This window comes from Mesorhizobium sp. YM1C-6-2 (assembly GCF_003666685.1).
In the GTDB taxonomy this organism is placed as follows: Bacteria; Pseudomonadota; Alphaproteobacteria; order Rhizobiales; family Rhizobiaceae; genus Mesorhizobium_K.
The window spans coordinates 56,885-73,793 of sequence record NZ_RCIZ01000013.1; the positions used below are offsets into that span (position 1 = coordinate 56,885).

At 64.5% G+C, this 16,909-nt stretch carries 14 protein-coding genes; 12 read left to right on the top strand and 2 right to left on the bottom strand.

What is annotated here, in order from left to right; translation table 11 throughout:
• Nucleotides 1-21: 21 nt before the first annotated feature.
• Nucleotides 22-2,505 carry an exopolysaccharide transport family protein gene (locus D8676_RS27765; protein WP_245427107.1) on the bottom strand — a complete coding sequence of 828 codons (2,484 nt, stop codon included), beginning with the start codon at nucleotides 2,503-2,505 and terminating at the stop codon, nucleotides 22-24.
• A gap of 215 nt (nucleotides 2,506-2,720) precedes the next feature.
• Here D8676_RS27765 and D8676_RS23615 point away from each other — a divergent pair, with 215 nt between their 5' ends.
• The 8 genes from D8676_RS23615 (at nucleotide 2,721) to D8676_RS23650 (ending at nucleotide 10,584) form a co-directional block, all read left to right on the top strand.
• Nucleotides 2,721-3,281, top strand: a complete 561-nt coding sequence (locus D8676_RS23615; RefSeq protein WP_121583550.1) for a polysaccharide biosynthesis/export family protein — start codon at nucleotides 2,721-2,723, stop codon at nucleotides 3,279-3,281.
• Between the two features lie 20 nt (nucleotides 3,282-3,301).
• On the top strand, nucleotides 3,302-4,432 hold the full coding sequence (locus D8676_RS23620) for a glycosyltransferase family 4 protein (protein WP_121583551.1): 1,131 nt from the start codon (nucleotides 3,302-3,304) through the stop codon (nucleotides 4,430-4,432).
• Between the two features lie 96 nt (nucleotides 4,433-4,528).
• Complete coding sequence (locus D8676_RS23625; protein ID WP_121583552.1) at nucleotides 4,529-6,073, top strand: undecaprenyl-phosphate glucose phosphotransferase; 1,545 nt, start codon at nucleotides 4,529-4,531, stop codon at nucleotides 6,071-6,073.
• Complete coding sequence (locus D8676_RS23630; protein WP_121583553.1) at nucleotides 6,070-7,326, top strand: O-antigen ligase family protein; 1,257 nt, start codon at nucleotides 6,070-6,072, stop codon at nucleotides 7,324-7,326. The genes D8676_RS23625 and D8676_RS23630 overlap by 4 nt, the downstream gene beginning before the upstream one ends.
• A 107-nt stretch (nucleotides 7,327-7,433) precedes the next feature.
• Entirely contained in the window at nucleotides 7,434-8,306 is an 873-nt protein-coding gene (locus D8676_RS23635; RefSeq protein WP_121583620.1) for a PhnD/SsuA/transferrin family substrate-binding protein, read from the top strand.
• Nucleotides 8,303-9,094, top strand: a complete 792-nt coding sequence (locus tag D8676_RS23640) for an ATP-binding cassette domain-containing protein (RefSeq protein ID WP_121583554.1) — start codon at nucleotides 8,303-8,305, stop codon at nucleotides 9,092-9,094. The genes D8676_RS23635 and D8676_RS23640 overlap by 4 nt, the downstream gene beginning before the upstream one ends.
• Entirely contained in the window at nucleotides 9,087-9,896 is an 810-nt protein-coding gene (phnE, locus tag D8676_RS23645) for a phosphonate ABC transporter, permease protein PhnE (protein WP_121583555.1), read from the top strand. Before D8676_RS23640 ends, phnE begins: the two co-directional genes overlap by 8 nt.
• Before the next feature lie 25 nt (nucleotides 9,897-9,921).
• On the top strand, nucleotides 9,922-10,584 hold the full coding sequence (locus D8676_RS23650; RefSeq protein ID WP_121583556.1) for a class I SAM-dependent methyltransferase: 663 nt from the start codon (nucleotides 9,922-9,924) through the stop codon (nucleotides 10,582-10,584).
• Nucleotides 10,585-10,662: 78 nt separating this feature from the next.
• On the opposite strand, the gene D8676_RS23655 is transcribed toward D8676_RS23650, so the two are convergent.
• Entirely contained in the window at nucleotides 10,663-11,100 is a 438-nt protein-coding gene (locus tag D8676_RS23655) for a hypothetical protein (protein WP_121583557.1), read from the bottom strand.
• 243 nt (nucleotides 11,101-11,343) lie between these two features.
• Between D8676_RS23655 and ligD the strand changes: the two genes are divergently transcribed.
• Genes ligD through D8676_RS23675 form a run of 4 tightly spaced genes read left to right on the top strand, consistent with a single transcriptional unit; the run spans nucleotide 11,344 to nucleotide 16,446 of the window.
• Nucleotides 11,344-13,806, top strand: a complete 2,463-nt coding sequence (gene ligD, locus D8676_RS23660; RefSeq protein ID WP_121583621.1) for a DNA ligase D — start codon at nucleotides 11,344-11,346, stop codon at nucleotides 13,804-13,806.
• Nucleotides 13,807-13,832: 26 nt separating this feature from the next.
• On the top strand, nucleotides 13,833-14,708 hold the full coding sequence (locus tag D8676_RS23665) for a Ku protein (protein WP_121583558.1): 876 nt from the start codon (nucleotides 13,833-13,835) through the stop codon (nucleotides 14,706-14,708).
• Nucleotides 14,705-15,793, top strand: coding sequence for a tetratricopeptide repeat protein (locus D8676_RS23670; RefSeq protein ID WP_121583559.1), 1,089 nt, complete (start codon nucleotides 14,705-14,707; stop codon nucleotides 15,791-15,793). Before D8676_RS23665 ends, D8676_RS23670 begins: the two co-directional genes overlap by 4 nt.
• A complete protein-coding gene (locus D8676_RS23675) occupies nucleotides 15,793-16,446 on the top strand; it encodes an alpha/beta family hydrolase (RefSeq protein WP_121583560.1) in 654 nt (217 codons plus the stop codon). Before D8676_RS23670 ends, D8676_RS23675 begins: the two co-directional genes overlap by 1 nt.
• The last annotated feature ends 463 nt before the right edge of the window (nucleotides 16,447-16,909 follow it).

Here is a 16,909-nt window from a genome sequence, read left to right on the forward strand (position 1 = left end):
CGTACTTTCCGGTCCGATGTTCTAGGCCGCCGAGCGTCCGGGCGTCGGCGCATCCGGCGAGTTGTGGTTCGCAGGCGACACAAGCATCACACGACCGTACCCGCGCGCCTTCAGCGCCGCCGCCATCGCGGCGGTCTCGCCGTCCGGCTCGATCACGCTGACCATGATCTCGGTTCCGTCCGCCACCAGGCGGCGAATGCCTTCCGCATCCGACGCCCCGCATTCGACCACCACGACGTCGTAGGCGGTGGTCAGCGACTTCATGATAACCGGCAGCCTGTCGGCAGCCTTCATCGCACGGACCGGATCGGCCGTGCCGACGGGCATGACGTGGCAATCGGAATAGCGATCGGTGTGTATGGCGTCGGTGAACTGGGCTTCCGACGCCAATAGGTTGGTGACCCCCGGGAAAGACACGCTGTCCAGCATGGGCCGCGAAGCGGCGCCCGAGGCGGTGAGATCGATCAGCAGGACGCGCAGCCCGGAATCGGCGACCTCGCGAGCCACCATCACGGCGGCGGCGGCGCCCTCGTCGCCTTCCGGCGACACGAAGATGGCGCGGGTCGCGCCGCCGGCGATCAGCATTTCGGCGGCGCTCTCCACGCCTACCTCGCCCATGTCCGTCTCGACGGGTTCGCTTGTTTCGGGCGCAGGCTTCCTGCGTGCGAACGGATTGCGCATGACCGGTTCCTTCTCGACCTCTTGATCTTCGGGTTCATCATATTCGGCCGGATTGTCCTCGACCGGTTGAGCCTCGTGTCGGCCAGCGTCCATCATGCTTCTGTGCCGTGCCCAGGCCTCGCTGAAGGATTCGCGCTCGACCTTCATTTCCGGCAATGGCTCGTGCTTGACCGGTTGGATCGCGCTCGGCGCCGGCAGGATGTCGGTTGCAGGACTCGTCGGAGCCGCCACCGTCGGCAGTTCCATTTCTTCTGCGAGTGCAGGCTTCGGCTCAACCGGAGCGGGCTGAGAAATACCGGCGGCTTCCGCCTCCGGAACCACGGCGGGCTCGACGGTCGCCGGATTGTCGTGCACAACCTCCTCGACGACAACCGGCTCTGCGTACAGCGGTTCGTCCTGCGTTTCCGCCTCCAGTCGCGAGCCCGCCGCCGGCCGCATGGCGCGGCCCGAGAACAGTTCCTGCAGCAGCGTGACGATGGCCATCACCAGCAGCGAACCTATGAAGGCCGCCCCCGCGATCGGCAGCGGTTTCGGGTAATAGGGCTCGGCCGGCACGATCGCGCGCGAAAAGATGCGAGCATCCGCCGGCAAATAGTTGCCGTCCCTGCGCGAAGACGCTTCGCGATAGCGCGACAGGTAGGATTCCAGAAGCTCGCGTTGCGCGTTGGCCTCGCGCTCCAGCGCCCTGAGTTCCACCTCCTCCTCGCCGGCGCGCGCCGATTCGGCCTTGAGCTCGTTGAGATCGGCGACGAGCTGCTGCTCGCGCAGCTTTGCGGCGTTGGCTTCCGTGCCAAGGCTCTTCAGCACGTTCTCGGCCTCGGCGCGGATCTGGCGATCGAGGTCGGCAAGCTGCGAGCGCGCCGCGCGGATGCGCGGATGATTGTCCAGCAATGTCGTCGACATGTCGGCGATGTCGGCCCTGAGCTGCACCTCGCGCTCGCGCAGGCGCTGGATGAGCTGCGACGACAGCACCTCCGGCAGCGAATCCAGCGACGCGCCGCTCTGAAGCACGGCGCGTACGCTCGCGGCATTCGCCTCGGCCGCGCCGCGATTCGCCCGGACCCGCGACAGCTCGGTCGACAGCTCCGAAAGCTGCTGCGTGGCAAGCACGGAATTGTTCTGGCCGATCAGGAGATCCGATTGCGCGCGGAAATTGGCGACGCGGGCCTCGGCGGCCTTCACCCGCTCTGAAAGGCTGGCGATCTCGGGCTCCAGCCAGTCGGTAGCGTCCGAATTGGACTGCAGCTTCGCTGCGCTTTGCACGGCGATGTAGGCATCCGCCAGCGCATTCGGGATCTCGGCGGCAAGCTTCGGATCCTCAGCCGACATCTCGATGACGATGACGCGCGAATTCTCGACGCGATAGACGTTGAGCTTCTCGCGGAAGACCTTCAGCACGCGCTCTTCGGGCGGAATCTCGTTGGGATCGCTCTTCAGGCCGGCAACGACCAGGAACCGGGACAAGGCCGACATATTGGCCGCCGCATCGAACTCCGGCAGGCGCGCGAGGTCCAGCTTGCGCGCTACCTCCTTCAGCAGGTCGGTCGAGGTGATCACCTGCACCTGGCTGGTCACGCCCTCCTCGTCGAGCAGCGGACGGTCGTCGCTGCCCGTCTGCGGACGGGTGAATACGGATTCGCGCGTCTCTATGAGGATGCGCGTCTCGCCTCTGTAATGCGGCGTGGCCAGCCAGGCGTATGCCAGCGCCATCCCGGTGACTGCCAGCGCGACGAACAATATGCGCTTCCACCGTACGACAAGGCTGCCGAACAGCCTCCCGAGGTCGACATCGATGTCACTGGCCGATGACTGTACGCCTGACATGCATCCGTGCTCCGAACTATCGGAAACGCACCGTAAAGAACTATGGTAACCCAGCCGTTAAGATGCGGCAGCCCTTCGGCTCCAAGAACCTTGCGTCGCTTTGCAAAAGCCGCGCCGACTTTACCGGCCATTAACCCTAACAGGATGATAACGGCGCAATCAGAAGCCTGCCGGGCACGTATCCGGCAAGCCAAGTCGAAGGTTCGCGTCGATCCATGAAAAGGCTTTCGCTCATCTCTGCGCTGCTGGCCGGGCTCGTCCTTTCGGGCTGCTCGGGCTACCGCCCTGCCCCGGCGGCGTTTCACGAGATGCTCGACCAGCCCTACAGACTCGGCGCCGGCGACCGCATCCGCGTCACCGTCTTCGAGCAGGAAGGCCTGACCAACACCTACAGCATCGACCAGTCGGGCTATTTCGCCTTCCCGCTCGTCGGCTCGGTGCCGGCCCGCGGCCATACCGTCAAGCAGATCGAGGCCAGCCTCGCCGCCAAGCTGCGCGAAGGCTACCTGCGCGATCCGGACGTGTCGGTCGAGGTCGACCGCTATCGTCCGATCTTCGTCATGGGCGAGGTCGGCGCGGCCGGCCAGTATTCCTACGTGCCGGGCCTCACCGTCCAGAAGGCGATCGCGGTGGCCGGCGGCTTCACACCGCGCGCCAACCAGGGCAGCGTCGACATCACACGCGACATCAACGGCAAGGTTATCACCGGCCGCGTGCGCACGTCGGACCCGCTTCTTCCCGGCGACACCGTCTACGTCCGCGAACGCCTCTTCTGATCGATGACCGCAGGCAGGCCGTGACCCAGAAATTGCGGATCGTCCATTGTTTCAGGTCGCCTGTCGGAGGCATCTTCCGGCATGTGCGCGACCTGACCGAGGCCCAGGCCGCCGCCGGCCATCAGGTCGGCATCGTCTGCGACTCGACCACTGGCGGCGATTTCGAGGAGCGCCTGTTCGAGGAGTTGAAGCCGAGCCTCGCGCTCGGCGTCTCGCGTACCCCGATGCAGCGCCACATCGGCCCCGGCGATATCGCCTCGGCCTGGCGCGCCTACGGGATCATCAAGGAATTGCAGCCGGACATACTGCACGGACATGGCGCCAAGGGTGGCGTCTATTCGCGCATGTTCGGCTCACTGTTGCGGGTTTTCAGGTTTCGCGTAGCCCGCCTCTACACAGCGCACGGCGGAAGCCTGCATTACGACGAGAGGACAGCGACGGGAAAGCTGTTCTTCGGGCTCGAGCGGCTGATGGCGCGCTTCACCGACTACATCCTCTTCGTCTCGGAATATGAGCGAGACGCCTTCCACCGCAAGGTCGGCGAGCCCGACCGTCCCAGCGCGTTGGTCTACAACGGCCTGCGCAGGGCCGAATTCGAGGAAGTTCCGGCGGCATCAGATGCCGCCGATTTCCTTTATATGGGCATGATGCGCGATCTGAAGGGACCGGATCTCTTCATCGACGCACTGGCGCAGGTGGAGATGCGGCTCGGCCGCAAGGTCACTGCCGTCATGATCGGCGACGGCGAGCACCTCCCCCGCTACAAAGCCCAGGTCAGGCGGCTGGGACTGGAAGACCGCGTCCGCTTCCTGAAGCCGATGCCGGCGCGGCAGGGCTTCGCGCTGGCCGCCATCGTCGTCGTGCCCTCCCGCGCCGAGGCGATGCCCTACATCGTGCTCGAGGCGCTGGCGGCAGGCAAACCCATGATTGCGACGGCTGTCGGCGGCATACCGGAGATCTTCGGCGCCGGATCGGCAGCCGTCGTGCGGCCGGACGCCGGCGAGCTTGCCGCCATCATGGCCGATGCACTTGCCGACCTTGCGGCCTTCTCCGCAAAGATGCCGGATGCCACCGAGCTCAAGGCACGTTTCGGCGTCGACGTGATGGCCGCTGAGATCGAGAAGGCCTATTTTGAGGCGCTCGGACGCTGATCCGCGTACAGACGTCTCGAATGTAAGGACTGCATTCAAGGCTTTCTTAGCTATCTTCTGCTACCCGGAGCCCGTACATACGGGTCGGCGGAAGTGATGAACAGAATGGATCCGGCGAACCGCTTCTCTCCGGAAGCGGTTCGAAAGCATGACGGCGGCGACAAGAGCCAGGCGGAGGATCAGGCCGGGCGGCTCAACGACACCGCCAGACAGGTGGCCGCGCAGTACCGGCGCGACACCATGTCCCCGATCATGGTCAGCGGCGTGCTGCGCTTCGTCGAGCTTGCGCTGCTCCTCATCTCCGGCGGGACCCTCTTCGTCTATTACGTCGGGCTGGGGACCGATCTCGACTGGCATTATCCAATCGCCATCGGCCTGGTGTCCGTGCTGACGATCACCCTTCTCGACATCACAGACTGCTATCAGCTTCCGGCTCTGATGCGGCCAGTGTCCAACATCACGCGCATCGCGATGGTATGGGCGGGAACGCTGGCGCTCTTTGCGGTCGCCGGTTTCTTCCTCAAGCTCGCCGACGATTTTTCGCGGGTCTGGTTCGGCGGCTGGTTCGTCGCGGGTCTGGTGCTGCTGATCGGGCCGAGGCTCCTGCTCGCGCATATGATCAAGCGCTGGGCGCGCAACGGCACGATCGAGCGGCGCGCCGTCATCGTCGGCGGCGGCAAGGCGGCGGAAGCCCTGATCCGCTCGATCGAGCAGCAGCCCTACAACGACATCCGCATCTGCGGCATCTTCGACGACCGCGACGATAGCCGCTCGCCGCCACTGGTCGCCGGCTACCCGAAGCTCGGCACGATCTCCGAGCTGATCGAATTCGCACGTATTGCGCGCATCGACATGTTGATCGTATCGCTGCCGCTGACGGCTGAGACGCGCGTGCTCTCCCTGCTGAAGAAGCTCTGGGTTCTGCCGGTCGACATCCGGCTCTCGGCGCACTCCACCCAGTTGCAGTTCCGACCGCGCTCCTATTCCTACATCGGCTCGGTGCCGATGCTCGACATCTTCGACAAGCCCATCAACGACTGGGACTCCGTCGCCAAGCGCATCTTCGATGTGGTGTTCAGCCTGATCGGCATCGTCCTGCTCTCTCCGGTGATGATCGCCACCGCGATCGCCATAAAGCTCGACAGCAAGGGTCCGGTGCTCTTCAAGCAGAAGCGGCACGGCTTCAACAACGAGGTCATCGAGGTCTACAAGTTCCGCTCGATGTACACCGACCAGGCCGACCCCACCGCCATCCGCCCGGTCACCAAGGGCGACCCGCGCGTGACCCGCGTCGGCCGCTTCATCCGCAAGACCTCGATCGACGAGTTGCCGCAGTTCTTCAACGCGCTGTTCGGCTCCCTTTCCCTGGTCGGCCCGCGCCCGCATGCGGTCGCCGCGCAGTCGCACAACCTCCTCTACAACGAGGTGGTCGACGGCTATTTCGCCCGCCACCGCGTCAAGCCCGGCGTCACCGGCTGGGCGCAGATCAACGGCTGGCGCGGCGAGATGGACACCGATGAGAAGATCAAGATGCGCACCGAGTACGACCTCCACTACATCGAGAACTGGTCGCTCTGGTTCGATCTCCAGATACTGTTCCTGACGCCGATCCGCCTGCTCAATACGGAAAACGCCTATTGAGCGCGATCACGCACGAGCTACCGGCGGCCGCGGTCAACGCCAAACTCGTCCAGTTGATCTCGTCGGCCGCCGTCGTGCTCGGCGTCTTCCTTTCGGGCTTCGTCATTCGCGAGCCGGCGCCATACGAAATCTACATGGCCGCGCTCATCGCCGTCTGGGCGCTGTTCGGCCTGCGCATCTCGCGGCCGGTCACGCCGCTGCTGGTGCTTCTTGTCCTCTTCAACATCGGCGGCATGATCTCGATGACGCAGATGTCCAAGCTGATGGACACGCCGCTATATCTCGCCGTGTCCTTGTTCCTCGCCTTCACCGCGGTGTTCTTCGCTGCTGTGACGGAAGCGCAGCCTTCGCTTTACCGGCTCATCTTCCGGGCCTGGGTCGCCGCCGCCGTCATCACCTCCACGCTAGGCATCATCGGCTATTTCGGCCTCATGCCGGGCGCGCAGATGTTCACCAAGTTCGAACGCGCGGCCGGCGCATTCCAGGACCCGAACGTGTTCGGCCCTTTCCTGGCGCTGCCGGGCATCTACCTGCTCTACCTGGTGCTGACAGGCAATCCCTTGAAGATGATGCTCTACGCCATTCCACTGCTGATCGTCGTTGCCGGCATCTTCCTGTCCTTCTCGCGCGGCGCCTGGGGTTTGTTTGGCGCGGCCGCGATCATGCTGATCGCCGCGCTCTTTCTGCAGAGCAACAGCGGCAGGTTTCGCCTGCGCATCGTCATCATGAGCCTTGTCGCGGTGGCGCTGCTCATCGTGGCCTTCGTGGTCGTGCTGCAGATACCGGGCGTCGCCGACATGTTCACCCAGCGCGCCCAGCTCGCGCAGGACTATGACTCGGCGCGCCTCGGCCGCTTCGCGCGCTACACGATCGGCCTGCAGATGGCGATGGAACATCCGCTCGGCATCGGGCCGCTGGTCTTCGGCCAGCTGCTCGGCGAGGACACGCACAACATCTGGCTGAAGTCGCTGCTCGACTACGGCTGGCTGGGTTTCGCCTGCTGGGTAATCATGATCGGCTGGACGATTGCGGCCGGCTTCCGCATTCTCTTTCGCAACCGGCCGTGGCAACCCTTCCTGCTCTGCGCCTATGTCGTCTTCCTCGGCCATGTGGCGCTCGGCACCGTCATCGACACCGACCACTGGCGGCATTTCTATCTGCTGATCGGCCTGATCTGGGGCGCCATCGCGCTCGAATACCGCCACCAGCGCGGCCTGACTGTCTCGTCGACGGGTCGTATCGCGCCGGCCTGACCTTCCGGTCCGGTGCGTTTCACGAAGAAATCACAGAGCTGCAATCAGACTGTCATCTGACATCCGTACTGATCGTCCCGAAACAACTGCGATGACAGGGGATGATCATGCGGATCCATGCCATTCTGGCGGCGGCGTTTGCCTTCGCCGCGCCCATCTCTGCACAGGCCGACAATTTCAAGCTGGCGATCACGGACGTCGAGGGCCTGGAGCGCCTGCAGACCGAATGGGGTCCGTTCAAGGCGGCGCTGCAGCAGGCTTCCGGCCACACCTTCGAGTTCTTTCCCGTGAACAACCGCACCGCCGCGGCCGAAGCGCTGCGCGCCAAGCGCGTCGACTTCGTCATTACCGGTCCGGCGGAATACGTCGTCATCCAGAAGATGGCCGATGCGAAATCGCTCATCGGCCTCAGCCGCCCGGACTATTTCTGCGCCATCGTGGTGAAGGCCGATTCCCCGTTCGTGAAGCCGGCCGATCTCAAGGGCGAGAAGGTTGCGCTCGACGATGTCGGCTCGACCTCCGGCCATCTCTGCCCCTCGCAGCTTTTCGCCGACTACGGCCTCGACCCCAAGTCGGAAATCGGCGTCACCCACACCACGCGGGCGGTGGCTCACGAAGCGCTGAAGCGCGGCGACGTGGCCGCAATCGGCGTCAACTACACCAGCTGGACGAACGGCGTGCGCGACAAGGACACGTCGACCCCGCCCGGCGCCTTCCGCGTCATCGCCCGCTCCGGCGACCTGCCAAGCGACCTCTTGGTCGTCGGCGCGCATGTCGATCCGGCTGTGAGCGCATCGATCCAGGCCAAGATGGTCGAGAACAAGGCTTCCGTCATCGACGGCATCATTTCGGCGGGCGGTGAAAACGCAAAATACCAGGGCATGGACCTCGTCGCGATCGACGATGCCGCCTATGCGCCGGTCCGCTCGATGTACGCCACGATTGGATATCCGCAATATTCGGAATTCATCGGCGAATGACCGTCGCCGCGGTCCGCCTCGCCGAATTCGAGCCGGTAGCGCCCCGGACCGTCGACCTCGCGGTCGACGGTCTCGCGGCTTGCTACGCGAAGCGCGATCCGGTGTTTTCCGGCGTCAGCTTCACGGTGGGTCGTGGCGAGGCGGTCGCACTGGTCGGCGCGAACGGCGCCGGAAAGTCGACCTTGCTGAAGTGCCTGATGGGCTTCGTCTCTCCGGCAGACGGCAAGGTTTCGATCTTCGGGCGCGATCTTTCGAGCCTCAAATCAGGCGAACTCCGCCAGTTGCGGTCGGGCGTCGGTTTCGTCGCGCAGAAGCATAATCTGGTGCCGCGGCTGACCGCTCTCTCCAATGTCGTGCACGGCATGCTGGCGACGAGCTCGGGACCGCGCAACTGGTTGCAGGCGCTAGCGCCGGCCGAGTCCCGCCGGTGCGCACTGGCCGCACTCGATCGCGTCGGCCTGGCCGACTTCGCACTCCGGCGGGTGGACAGCCTGTCGGGCGGGCAGTCGCAGCGCGTGGCAATCGCGCGGGCGCTCGTCGCCGAGCCTCGCCTGGTGCTGGCGGATGAGCCCGCCGCAAGCCTCGATCCCACTGCCGGCGAAGAGGTCATGGAGGTTTTCGCCCGCGTCGTGCGTGACACCGGTGCCACTCTCATCTTCACCACCCACAACCTCGGCCATGCCCTCGCACATGCCGAGCGCATCGTGGGCCTGCGCGGTGGCAAGCTGGCGCTGGACGCGCATACCCGGGGCATGGTGGCCGCCAGGCTGCGTGGCCTCTATGACTGACCGCACACGCACGTCGCCAGTCCCCGCCCGGCTGGAATGGCCTTCGCCCCTGGCGTTCATCGCATATGCGCTCGGCATCGCCGTGCTTGTCTGGTCGCTCGACGGCACCGGCTGGTCGTTATCGGAACTGGCTACCGGCCTGCCGGCACTCGCCGATTTCTTCTCGCGCGCCTTTCCGCCGAGCCTGGAGCGGCTGCCGTCGCTGTCCACCGCGTTGGTCGAGACCTTCCAGATGGCGATCGCCGGAACCACGGTCGGCGCGCTGATATCCGTCCCGCTCGCGATCTTCTCCGCGAGAGGCCAACTCGGCACCCGCTGGATCAACACGCTGGCGCGAGGAACCGTCGCAGTCTTCCGGACCGTACCGGACCTCGTCTGGGCGCTCATCTTCGTGATCGCCGTCGGCCTCGGCCCTTTCGCCGGCACGCTGGCGATCGCCGTCGATACCGCCGGCTTCTGCGGTCGCTTCTTCGCCGAAGCGATGGAGGACGTGGACAAGGGCCCGGCCGAGGCGCTGCAGGCGCAGGGCGTGCGCCGCATCGACACGATCTTCTGCGCCGTCATCCCCGCCGCGAGCCCGGCCTTCATCACCACCACGCTTTTCGCACTCGAAAAGGCCGTGCGCTCGTCGGTCGTTCTCGGGCTAGTCGGCGCCGGCGGCATCGGGCTTGAGCTCAAGGTCGCTATGGACATGTTCGACTACCCGACCGCCGCGACCATCATCCTTTTGATATTCGGCCTCGTCGTCATCATCGAGCAGGCTGGAAACTACACGCGCAAGCGCGTGCTGGACGGCCATTGAAACACCCCCGAAGGGATCACCGACCATGAAGACCGACACCGCGCATCTTGCCTGGAACGACCGCTGGAGCACCCCGCATGGCAGGGCCGAGTGGCTGACGCCCGAGCCAGATGTCGCGGCCTTCGCCGCACAGCTGGCGACCGGTTCTGCCAAGAGGGTGCTGGACCTCGGCTGCGGCGTCGGGCGGCACGCCCTCGCCTATGCGAGGCTCGGGCTGGAGGTAACCGCGGTGGACATGGCACAGTCGGGCATTTCGGAACTCCGGCGCTCCGCGGCGGCCGAAAATCTCGAAATCACGACGATGATTGCGGCGATGACGGAATTGCCATTCGCAGACCACACCTTCGACCACGTCCTGTCGTTCAACGTGATCTACCACGGCGACCCCTTGATCGTCGGCGCGGCTGTCAGGGAGATCGCCAGGGTGCTGAAACCCGGCGGCACCTATCAGGGCACGATGCTGTCGAAACGCAACGCCAAATACGGCAAGGGCGAGGAGATTGCGCCGAACACCTTTGTAGAAGACGCGGTCGAGCCCGAAGATTCGGACAAAATCCATCCGCATTACTATTGCAACGCGGCCGAGCTGGTTGAACTTTTCAGCGACTTCGAACTGCTCAGTCTGATCGACCGGGAGCACGTCAAGCCGGGCAGCTGGCACTGGCACATGCTGGCGGAACTGCGCTAGACGCACCGCCCAAAAGGAAATGCACCGGCCAGAGGTGGCGCGCTGCCAGCGAGCCACCTCGCCATCGCGGTAAACGACCTACCAGACGAACGCGTCGTGCATCCGGCTGAACATGCCCGGCCGTTTCCCGCTCAAGACCGCCCGCACATGACGGGCGACCGTCGCGGCGCTCACCGTCTCGCCCAGATGGCAATAGCAGATCACCTCGTGCAATTGCCCGTCCGTCAGCTCGAAGAACCGCCGCGCCTCTCCGTAGCTGTCGTCTTTCAGCCCTGCATCGCGCAGAACCTGGTCCTGGAAGGCGATCGAAATCGCGCTGCCGTCCTCGCGCAAAAGCGCACGGACGCCCTCGGTCTGATATTCGGTCTCGCGCAGAGTCCTGAGGCGTTTCTGGGGATCCTGCTCGAGAAGCTGCGCCCAGCGCTCGAGGCGTTCACTTCGTGACATTGCCCGGCGCAGGTAGTCCTGATCCACCTTCGCGACGGCCTGCAATTTTTCCAGAGTTTGGTGTTCCATGTCGGTTCCTCCAATTCGGATGAAGCCGACCCCCAATTTCTGGCATCAGCGTGACTCCGACAAAGCCAGAAGTCCAATCACGATGTTTCGCATGCACGTCGCTCGCGAACCTCTCATTCGTTGAGGTTTTGCTGGCGACCGTTGCCAGAACGGCACCGCCGCCGGGCATTTTTTACAGTAAAGGGCACGGCCTCGACCGAAAACCGGTTCCCACTTTCCGGGATCATGCTCTACCGTCGCGACATGGCCAAGCTGCAAGCCTACCGAGCGAAACGGAATTTTGCCAAGACGCCCGAACCGTCCGGCGCCGCGTCCGCCGACGCGGGCAACCGCTTCGTCGTCCACAAGCATCACGCGACCGCCGACCACTACGACCTGCGCCTTCAGGTCGGCGACGTGCTGAAGAGCTGGGCGGTCCCCAAGGGGCCCTCGCTCAACCCAGCCGACAAGCGCCTCGCGGTCGAAACCGAGGATCACCCGCTCGAATATATCGATTTCGAGGGTGTGATCCCGAAGGGTGAATATGGCGGCGGGCCGATGATCGTCTGGGACCGCGGCACCTGGGCGCCGATGGACGATATCGAGAAGAGCCTGAAGTCCGGCTCATTCAAGTTCCGCCTTGCCGGCGAGAAGCTGAACGGCGGATGGATGCTGGCGCGGCTGAAAGGCAAGCCGGAAGACAAGGGAAAAAAGAACTGGCTGTTCTTCAAGGAGCGCGACCTCGCATCCGACGAGAAGGCCGACATCCTCGCCGAGCGGCCGGAAAGCGTGAAGTCGGGAAGGCGCATCGAAGAACTGGTCGAGGAACCGAAGCCGGCCCCGACCAAGCCCGTCCGGCTGAGGCCCGGCGCGCTTCCGGGCGCCAAACGGGCGGACGCGCCACGCATCGTCGAGCCACAGCTCGCAACCCAGGTTGCAAACCCACCGGACGGCAAGCTGACCAGGGACAGCTGGCTGCATGAGATCAAATTCGACGGCTATCGCACCATGGCGCATGTCGAGAATGGCGCCGTGCGGCTGGTCACGCGCGGCGGGCTCGACTGGACGAAGCGCTACGGCGATCTGCCGGAAGCATTCCGCCGGCTGTCCTGCCGTGAGGCCGTGATTGACGGCGAGGTCGTCGTGCTCGACGAAAAAGGCATCAGCCGTTTTGATCTGCTGCAGGACGCGCTGTCGGAAGGCGCCGGCAACAGGCTGGTCTTTTACGCCTTCGACCTGCTCTACCTCGATGGCTGGGACCTCCGGCAGGCGCCACTCGTCAGGCGCAAGGCGCTGCTCGCGCAGCTTCTGTCGGGACACGCGACCGGCCGTTCGGCGATCCAGCTCAGCGACCATGTGGAAGGCGACGGCCGGCCGCTCTACGAACGCGCATCCGAACTTGGTCTCGAAGGCATCGTCTCCAAGCGCACTTCAGCGACCTATCAGAGCGGCCGCTCGAAGACATGGACGAAGACCAAGGCTCTCGCCACCGGCGACTTCGTCATTGCCGGCTACACGACATCGCAGCGGGCTGAAGGACTGGCCTCGCTCGCCCTTGGCGAATGGGAACATGGCGAACTTCACTATCGCGGCAAGGTCGGCACCGGCTTCGACAGCGCCACGCTGCAGGCCTTGCTTGAACGGCTGGAAGCGTTGCATGCGGGAGCCGTTCCGCTGGATGGCGCGCCGAAGGACATTATCTGGGTCCGGCCGGTGCTTTCCGCCCGCATCCACTACGCCAACCGCACGAGCGACAACCTGCTCCGCCATTCGGTGTTCAAGGGGTTGAGGGATGTCGAACTGTCTGCCCCTGCGACCACCGTGCAGCGCAAGCGGCTGATCTCCGAGGCCGACCTCGCCACGATCTGGGTCACCAACCCGACCCGCAGGCTGTTCGGCAAGTCGGGGCCGACCAAGCTAGATATCGCGGTCTACTATGCCTTCGTCGGTGATTTGATGCTGCCGCACATCATGGGGCGCCCGGTGTCGCTGGTGCGCTGCCCAACCGGCCGGCCGCAGGACTGCTTCTTCCAGCGGCACGCCTTCACCGGCATGCCGGCATCAGTCGAGACCTTCGAGCTGGCGAACTCCGAGGGCGAGGACAAATCCTACCTCTCGGTCGAGGACGCCAAGGGGTATCTCGCGCTGGCGCAATTCGGCGTGGTCGAGTTCCACACCTGGGGCACGACGCGCAAGCGGCTGGAAAAGCCCGACCGCGTCACCTTCGACCTCGATCCCGGCGAAGGCATCGCCTGGCGCGAGATCGTCGAGGCCGCCATTCATATCCGGGGCGAGCTGGAAGCTTTGAAGCTGACGCCTTTCGTCAAGACGTCGGGCGGCAAGGGTCTGCATGTCGTGGTGCCGATCAAGTCCAAGCTCGGCTGGAAGGCGGTGCATGACGCGACCGGCAAGATCGCCGCCAAACTGGCGGCCGCGCAGCCGGACACGTTCACCACCAATATGGGAAAGACGCATCGCAAGCGCCGGATTTTCATCGATTTTCACCGCAACGCGCGCGGCCACACCTCGGCTGCGCCCTATTCGCTGCGCGCCCGCACCAACCTGCCCGCCTCGACGCCGGTCGCCTGGGCCGATCTCGAATCCATCGACGCCCCGGAGGATTTGAATTATTCTTCGCTCCCGGGCCTCCTCCAGATGTCAGGAGACCCGTGGGCGGATATTGACGAATTTGCTAAAGATTTGCCGGTATTGTCCGCTGCGAAGTGAGTAGTGTTGCTGCGTAGGAGACAATCATGGCGCCCCGTGCAAGCTGGAAAGGCTATCTCAAACTCAGTCTCGTAAGCTGTCCGGTCCGGCTTTATCCGGCCACCAGCGCCAGCGAGCGCATCAGCTTCAACCAGCTCCACAAGAAGACCCACAACCGCATCAACATGAAGCCGGTCGACCCAGAACTCGGGCTGGTCGAGCGGTCCGACCTCGTCAAGGGTTACGAGTACGAGGACAAGCAGTACATCATCATCGATGAGAGCGATCTCGAGGCGGTGCGCATCGAGTCCAACCACACGATGAACATCGAAGCCTTCGTCGATGAGGACTCCGTCGACGTCATCTACCAGGACGCGCCCTACTACCTCGCGCCCGACGGGGCGATGGCGGAAGAGACCTTCATCGTGCTGCGCGAAGCGATGCGCAAGGCGGGCAAACTGGCGATCGCGCGCATCGTGCTGTCGAGCCGCGAGCGCGTGATCACCATCGGCGCGCGCGAGACCGGCATGTTCGTCTGCACCTTGCGCAACCCCAACGAGGTGCGTGGCACGGCCGAATATTTCGGCGCCATCCCGACCGGCACGCCAGATCCCGAGATGCTGCAGCTCGCCGAGGCGCTGATCAAGCAGAAGGAAACCACCTTCGATCCGAAGAACTACGAGGATCGCTATGAGGCGGCGCTGATGACCATGATCCGCGAGAAGCTGAAAGGTCACAAGCCGATCATCGCGGCCGCGCCTGAGCGCGGCAATGTCATCAACCTGATGGATGCGCTGAAGGCGAGCCTGGCGCAATCGAAGCCGCCGGCGAAGAGCAAGACCAAGGTCGAAGCCGAGGCGCCGCCGGCCAAGGTCGCGGCGGCAGGCGGCGGCCGTAAGGCAGCCGGCAAGGGCAAGAAGTGACAGAGCGCTCCGGCAAAGTCTTCGGAACCTACGGAGCGTTTGCCGCACTGCCGCACCGCCTGCTCGCAAAAGAGGCAAAGCGCCAAGGCATCCTGCTGAAGCGCGGAACCTCGCGGCGCACGACGAGGCTCGTCTTTGGCCGCAAGCTTCTCGAAACGGCCGCCGAGACCGCCATCGACGAGCGTCACGACGCGGAGTTGAAAGCAGGCCACCGGCCGCTCAGCGAGAATGGGTTCTTGCGCCTGCTCGGCCTCGCCAAGCCCGCTGAGCCCGCGGAACTCAGCCGCCAGTCCCTGCTCGATCAGTCGCATCTCGAGCCGAGCCTCTTCGACCTGCTTTCCCTTTTCGACGCCTTCGAGCATGACGAGGAACCCTATTCTTTCCGCGACCTGATCCTTGCCCGGAAATACGCCGGGCTGGTGGCAAGCGGCGCGAACTGGAGCGCCATCGCCCGCTCGATCCATCGCTCCGGGCCCGTGGAATCGCTCACTGCGCTGTCGCTCCACGCCGCGGACGCCGAGACGATCTATGCCCTCTCCGCCGAAGGCGTCAGCGAGCTCAGCGGCCAGCTCGTTCTCGACCTCGACACGGCCGACGACGCCAGGCTGGAAGAGCTGTTCCTCACGGCTGAGGAAGCCGAGGCCGACCACCGGCATGATGAGGCCGCAGCACTCTATCAGCGTTGCCTCGCCATCGATCCGTCAGACGCTGTCGCCGCCTTCAACCGCGCGAACTGCCTGCGCGCTGCCGGCCGCCATGCGGAAGCGGCGCACGACTATGCCCGCGCGATCAAGCTCGACGGCTCCTTCGTGGAGGCCTGGTTCAATCTCGCCGGCATGATGGCAGAGGACGGCCGCGTCGACTCCGCCCGCCGCCATCTGCGCAAGGCGATCGCCGTCGACGCCGACTATGCTGACGCCGTCTTCAACCTGGCGCGACTGGAGTTCGAGGCCGGAGACGGAACCGAGGCCCGGCGCCTCTGGATGCGCTATCTGGAACTGGACGACAAATCGAACTGGGCGAAGATCGCCTTGCGCGGCGTCCAGTTGATCGATCTTCAGGCCTTGCAGAAGTCGGCCGGCTGATGAATTTTCTCTTCGACGGGCCGAAGGATGCCCCCATCACCATCCTGCTCGCGCATGGCGCGGGCGCCCCGATGGATTCGCTGGCCATGAACGCGATCGCGGCCGCGCTCGCCGGGGTGGGCTTCCGCGTCGCGCGCTTCGAATTCGGTTATATGGCGAGCCGCCGCACTGACGCCGGCCGCAAGCCGCCGCCGCGCGCCGAAACGCTGATCGGAGAATACAAAACCGCCGTCGAGACGCTAGGTGCGACCAGCCCGCTGGTCATCGGCGGCAAGTCGATGGGCGGCCGCGTCGCCAGCATGCTGGCCGACGAGCTTTTCGATGCCGGCAAGATCGCAGGCCTGCTCTGCCTGGGCTATCCGTTCCATCCACCCGGCAAACCGGAGCAACTGCGCACAAAGCACCTCGCGGAACTGAAGACCCCTACCCTCATCTGCCAGGGCGCGCGCGACGTCTTCGGCAGCCGCGACGAAGTGGCGAGCTACCGGCTATCGAAGCAGATCGAGATCTTGTGGCTTGAGGACGGCGACCACGACCTGAAGCCGCGCAAGGGCATTTCCGGCTTCACCCCCGCCGACCACCTGAAAACCCTGGCCGACAAAGTGAAGGCCTGGAGCGCACAGCAACCCGCACTGCCTGATCAAGGTGATTAAACGTCATTGAGGGCGCGGCCCGGCGGCGCCGTGCGGTGTGGTTTTGTGGGGTTCGGCACAGCCGGGCCGCCCATGAGCTGGATCCCGAGCTCATTTTATAAGCATGTGCTAAAATTAATTCCTGTTCCAGTGCATATCGCGCTATTCGGTCAAATCGTCCGGCCGTGCGCCTGTCCCGTAAGACTCCGGAACTCACAGAGCCTGTCGGCCGTTTCTTTGTCGAGCGGGCGTGTGGGTTACGGCAACGATCGCGCCACTCTGGAGCGCGAGGCCGAATAAGCTTGTATGCTGACAACGATAACCGGATCGCAGAGCCCACCAGCATCTGGCGAGAAGCCCTTTTCGTGGCCGCAGTTGCGTGCACCTACTTCAGCATCTTGATTGCCGCTTGGCTTGTTGCGGCTCTGCTCCTGCCCTGAACCGCTTCAATCGTACGGACATTTAGGGAAGGAAGAATACCTAG

What these genes read in the sequence shown, in the direction of transcription:
- D8676_RS27765 (WP_245427107.1), bottom strand. Translation starts at nt 2,505, where the DNA reads ATGTCAGGCGTACAGTCATCGGCCAGTGACATCGATGTCGACCTCGGG.
- D8676_RS23615 (WP_121583550.1), top strand. Translation starts at nt 2,721, where the DNA reads ATGAAAAGGCTTTCGCTCATCTCTGCGCTGCTGGCCGGGCTCGTCCTT.
- D8676_RS23625 (WP_121583552.1), top strand. Translation starts at nt 4,529, where the DNA reads ATGAACAGAATGGATCCGGCGAACCGCTTCTCTCCGGAAGCGGTTCGA.
- D8676_RS23635 (WP_121583620.1), top strand. Translation starts at nt 7,434, where the DNA reads ATGCGGATCCATGCCATTCTGGCGGCGGCGTTTGCCTTCGCCGCGCCC.
- D8676_RS23640 (WP_121583554.1), top strand. Translation starts at nt 8,303, where the DNA reads ATGACCGTCGCCGCGGTCCGCCTCGCCGAATTCGAGCCGGTAGCGCCC.
- phnE (WP_121583555.1), top strand. Translation starts at nt 9,087, where the DNA reads ATGACTGACCGCACACGCACGTCGCCAGTCCCCGCCCGGCTGGAATGG.
- D8676_RS23650 (WP_121583556.1), top strand. Translation starts at nt 9,922, where the DNA reads ATGAAGACCGACACCGCGCATCTTGCCTGGAACGACCGCTGGAGCACC.
- D8676_RS23655 (WP_121583557.1), bottom strand. Translation starts at nt 11,100, where the DNA reads ATGGAACACCAAACTCTGGAAAAATTGCAGGCCGTCGCGAAGGTGGAT.
- ligD (WP_121583621.1), top strand. Translation starts at nt 11,344, where the DNA reads ATGGCCAAGCTGCAAGCCTACCGAGCGAAACGGAATTTTGCCAAGACG.
- D8676_RS23665 (WP_121583558.1), top strand. Translation starts at nt 13,833, where the DNA reads ATGGCGCCCCGTGCAAGCTGGAAAGGCTATCTCAAACTCAGTCTCGTA.
- D8676_RS23675 (WP_121583560.1), top strand. Translation starts at nt 15,793, where the DNA reads ATGAATTTTCTCTTCGACGGGCCGAAGGATGCCCCCATCACCATCCTG.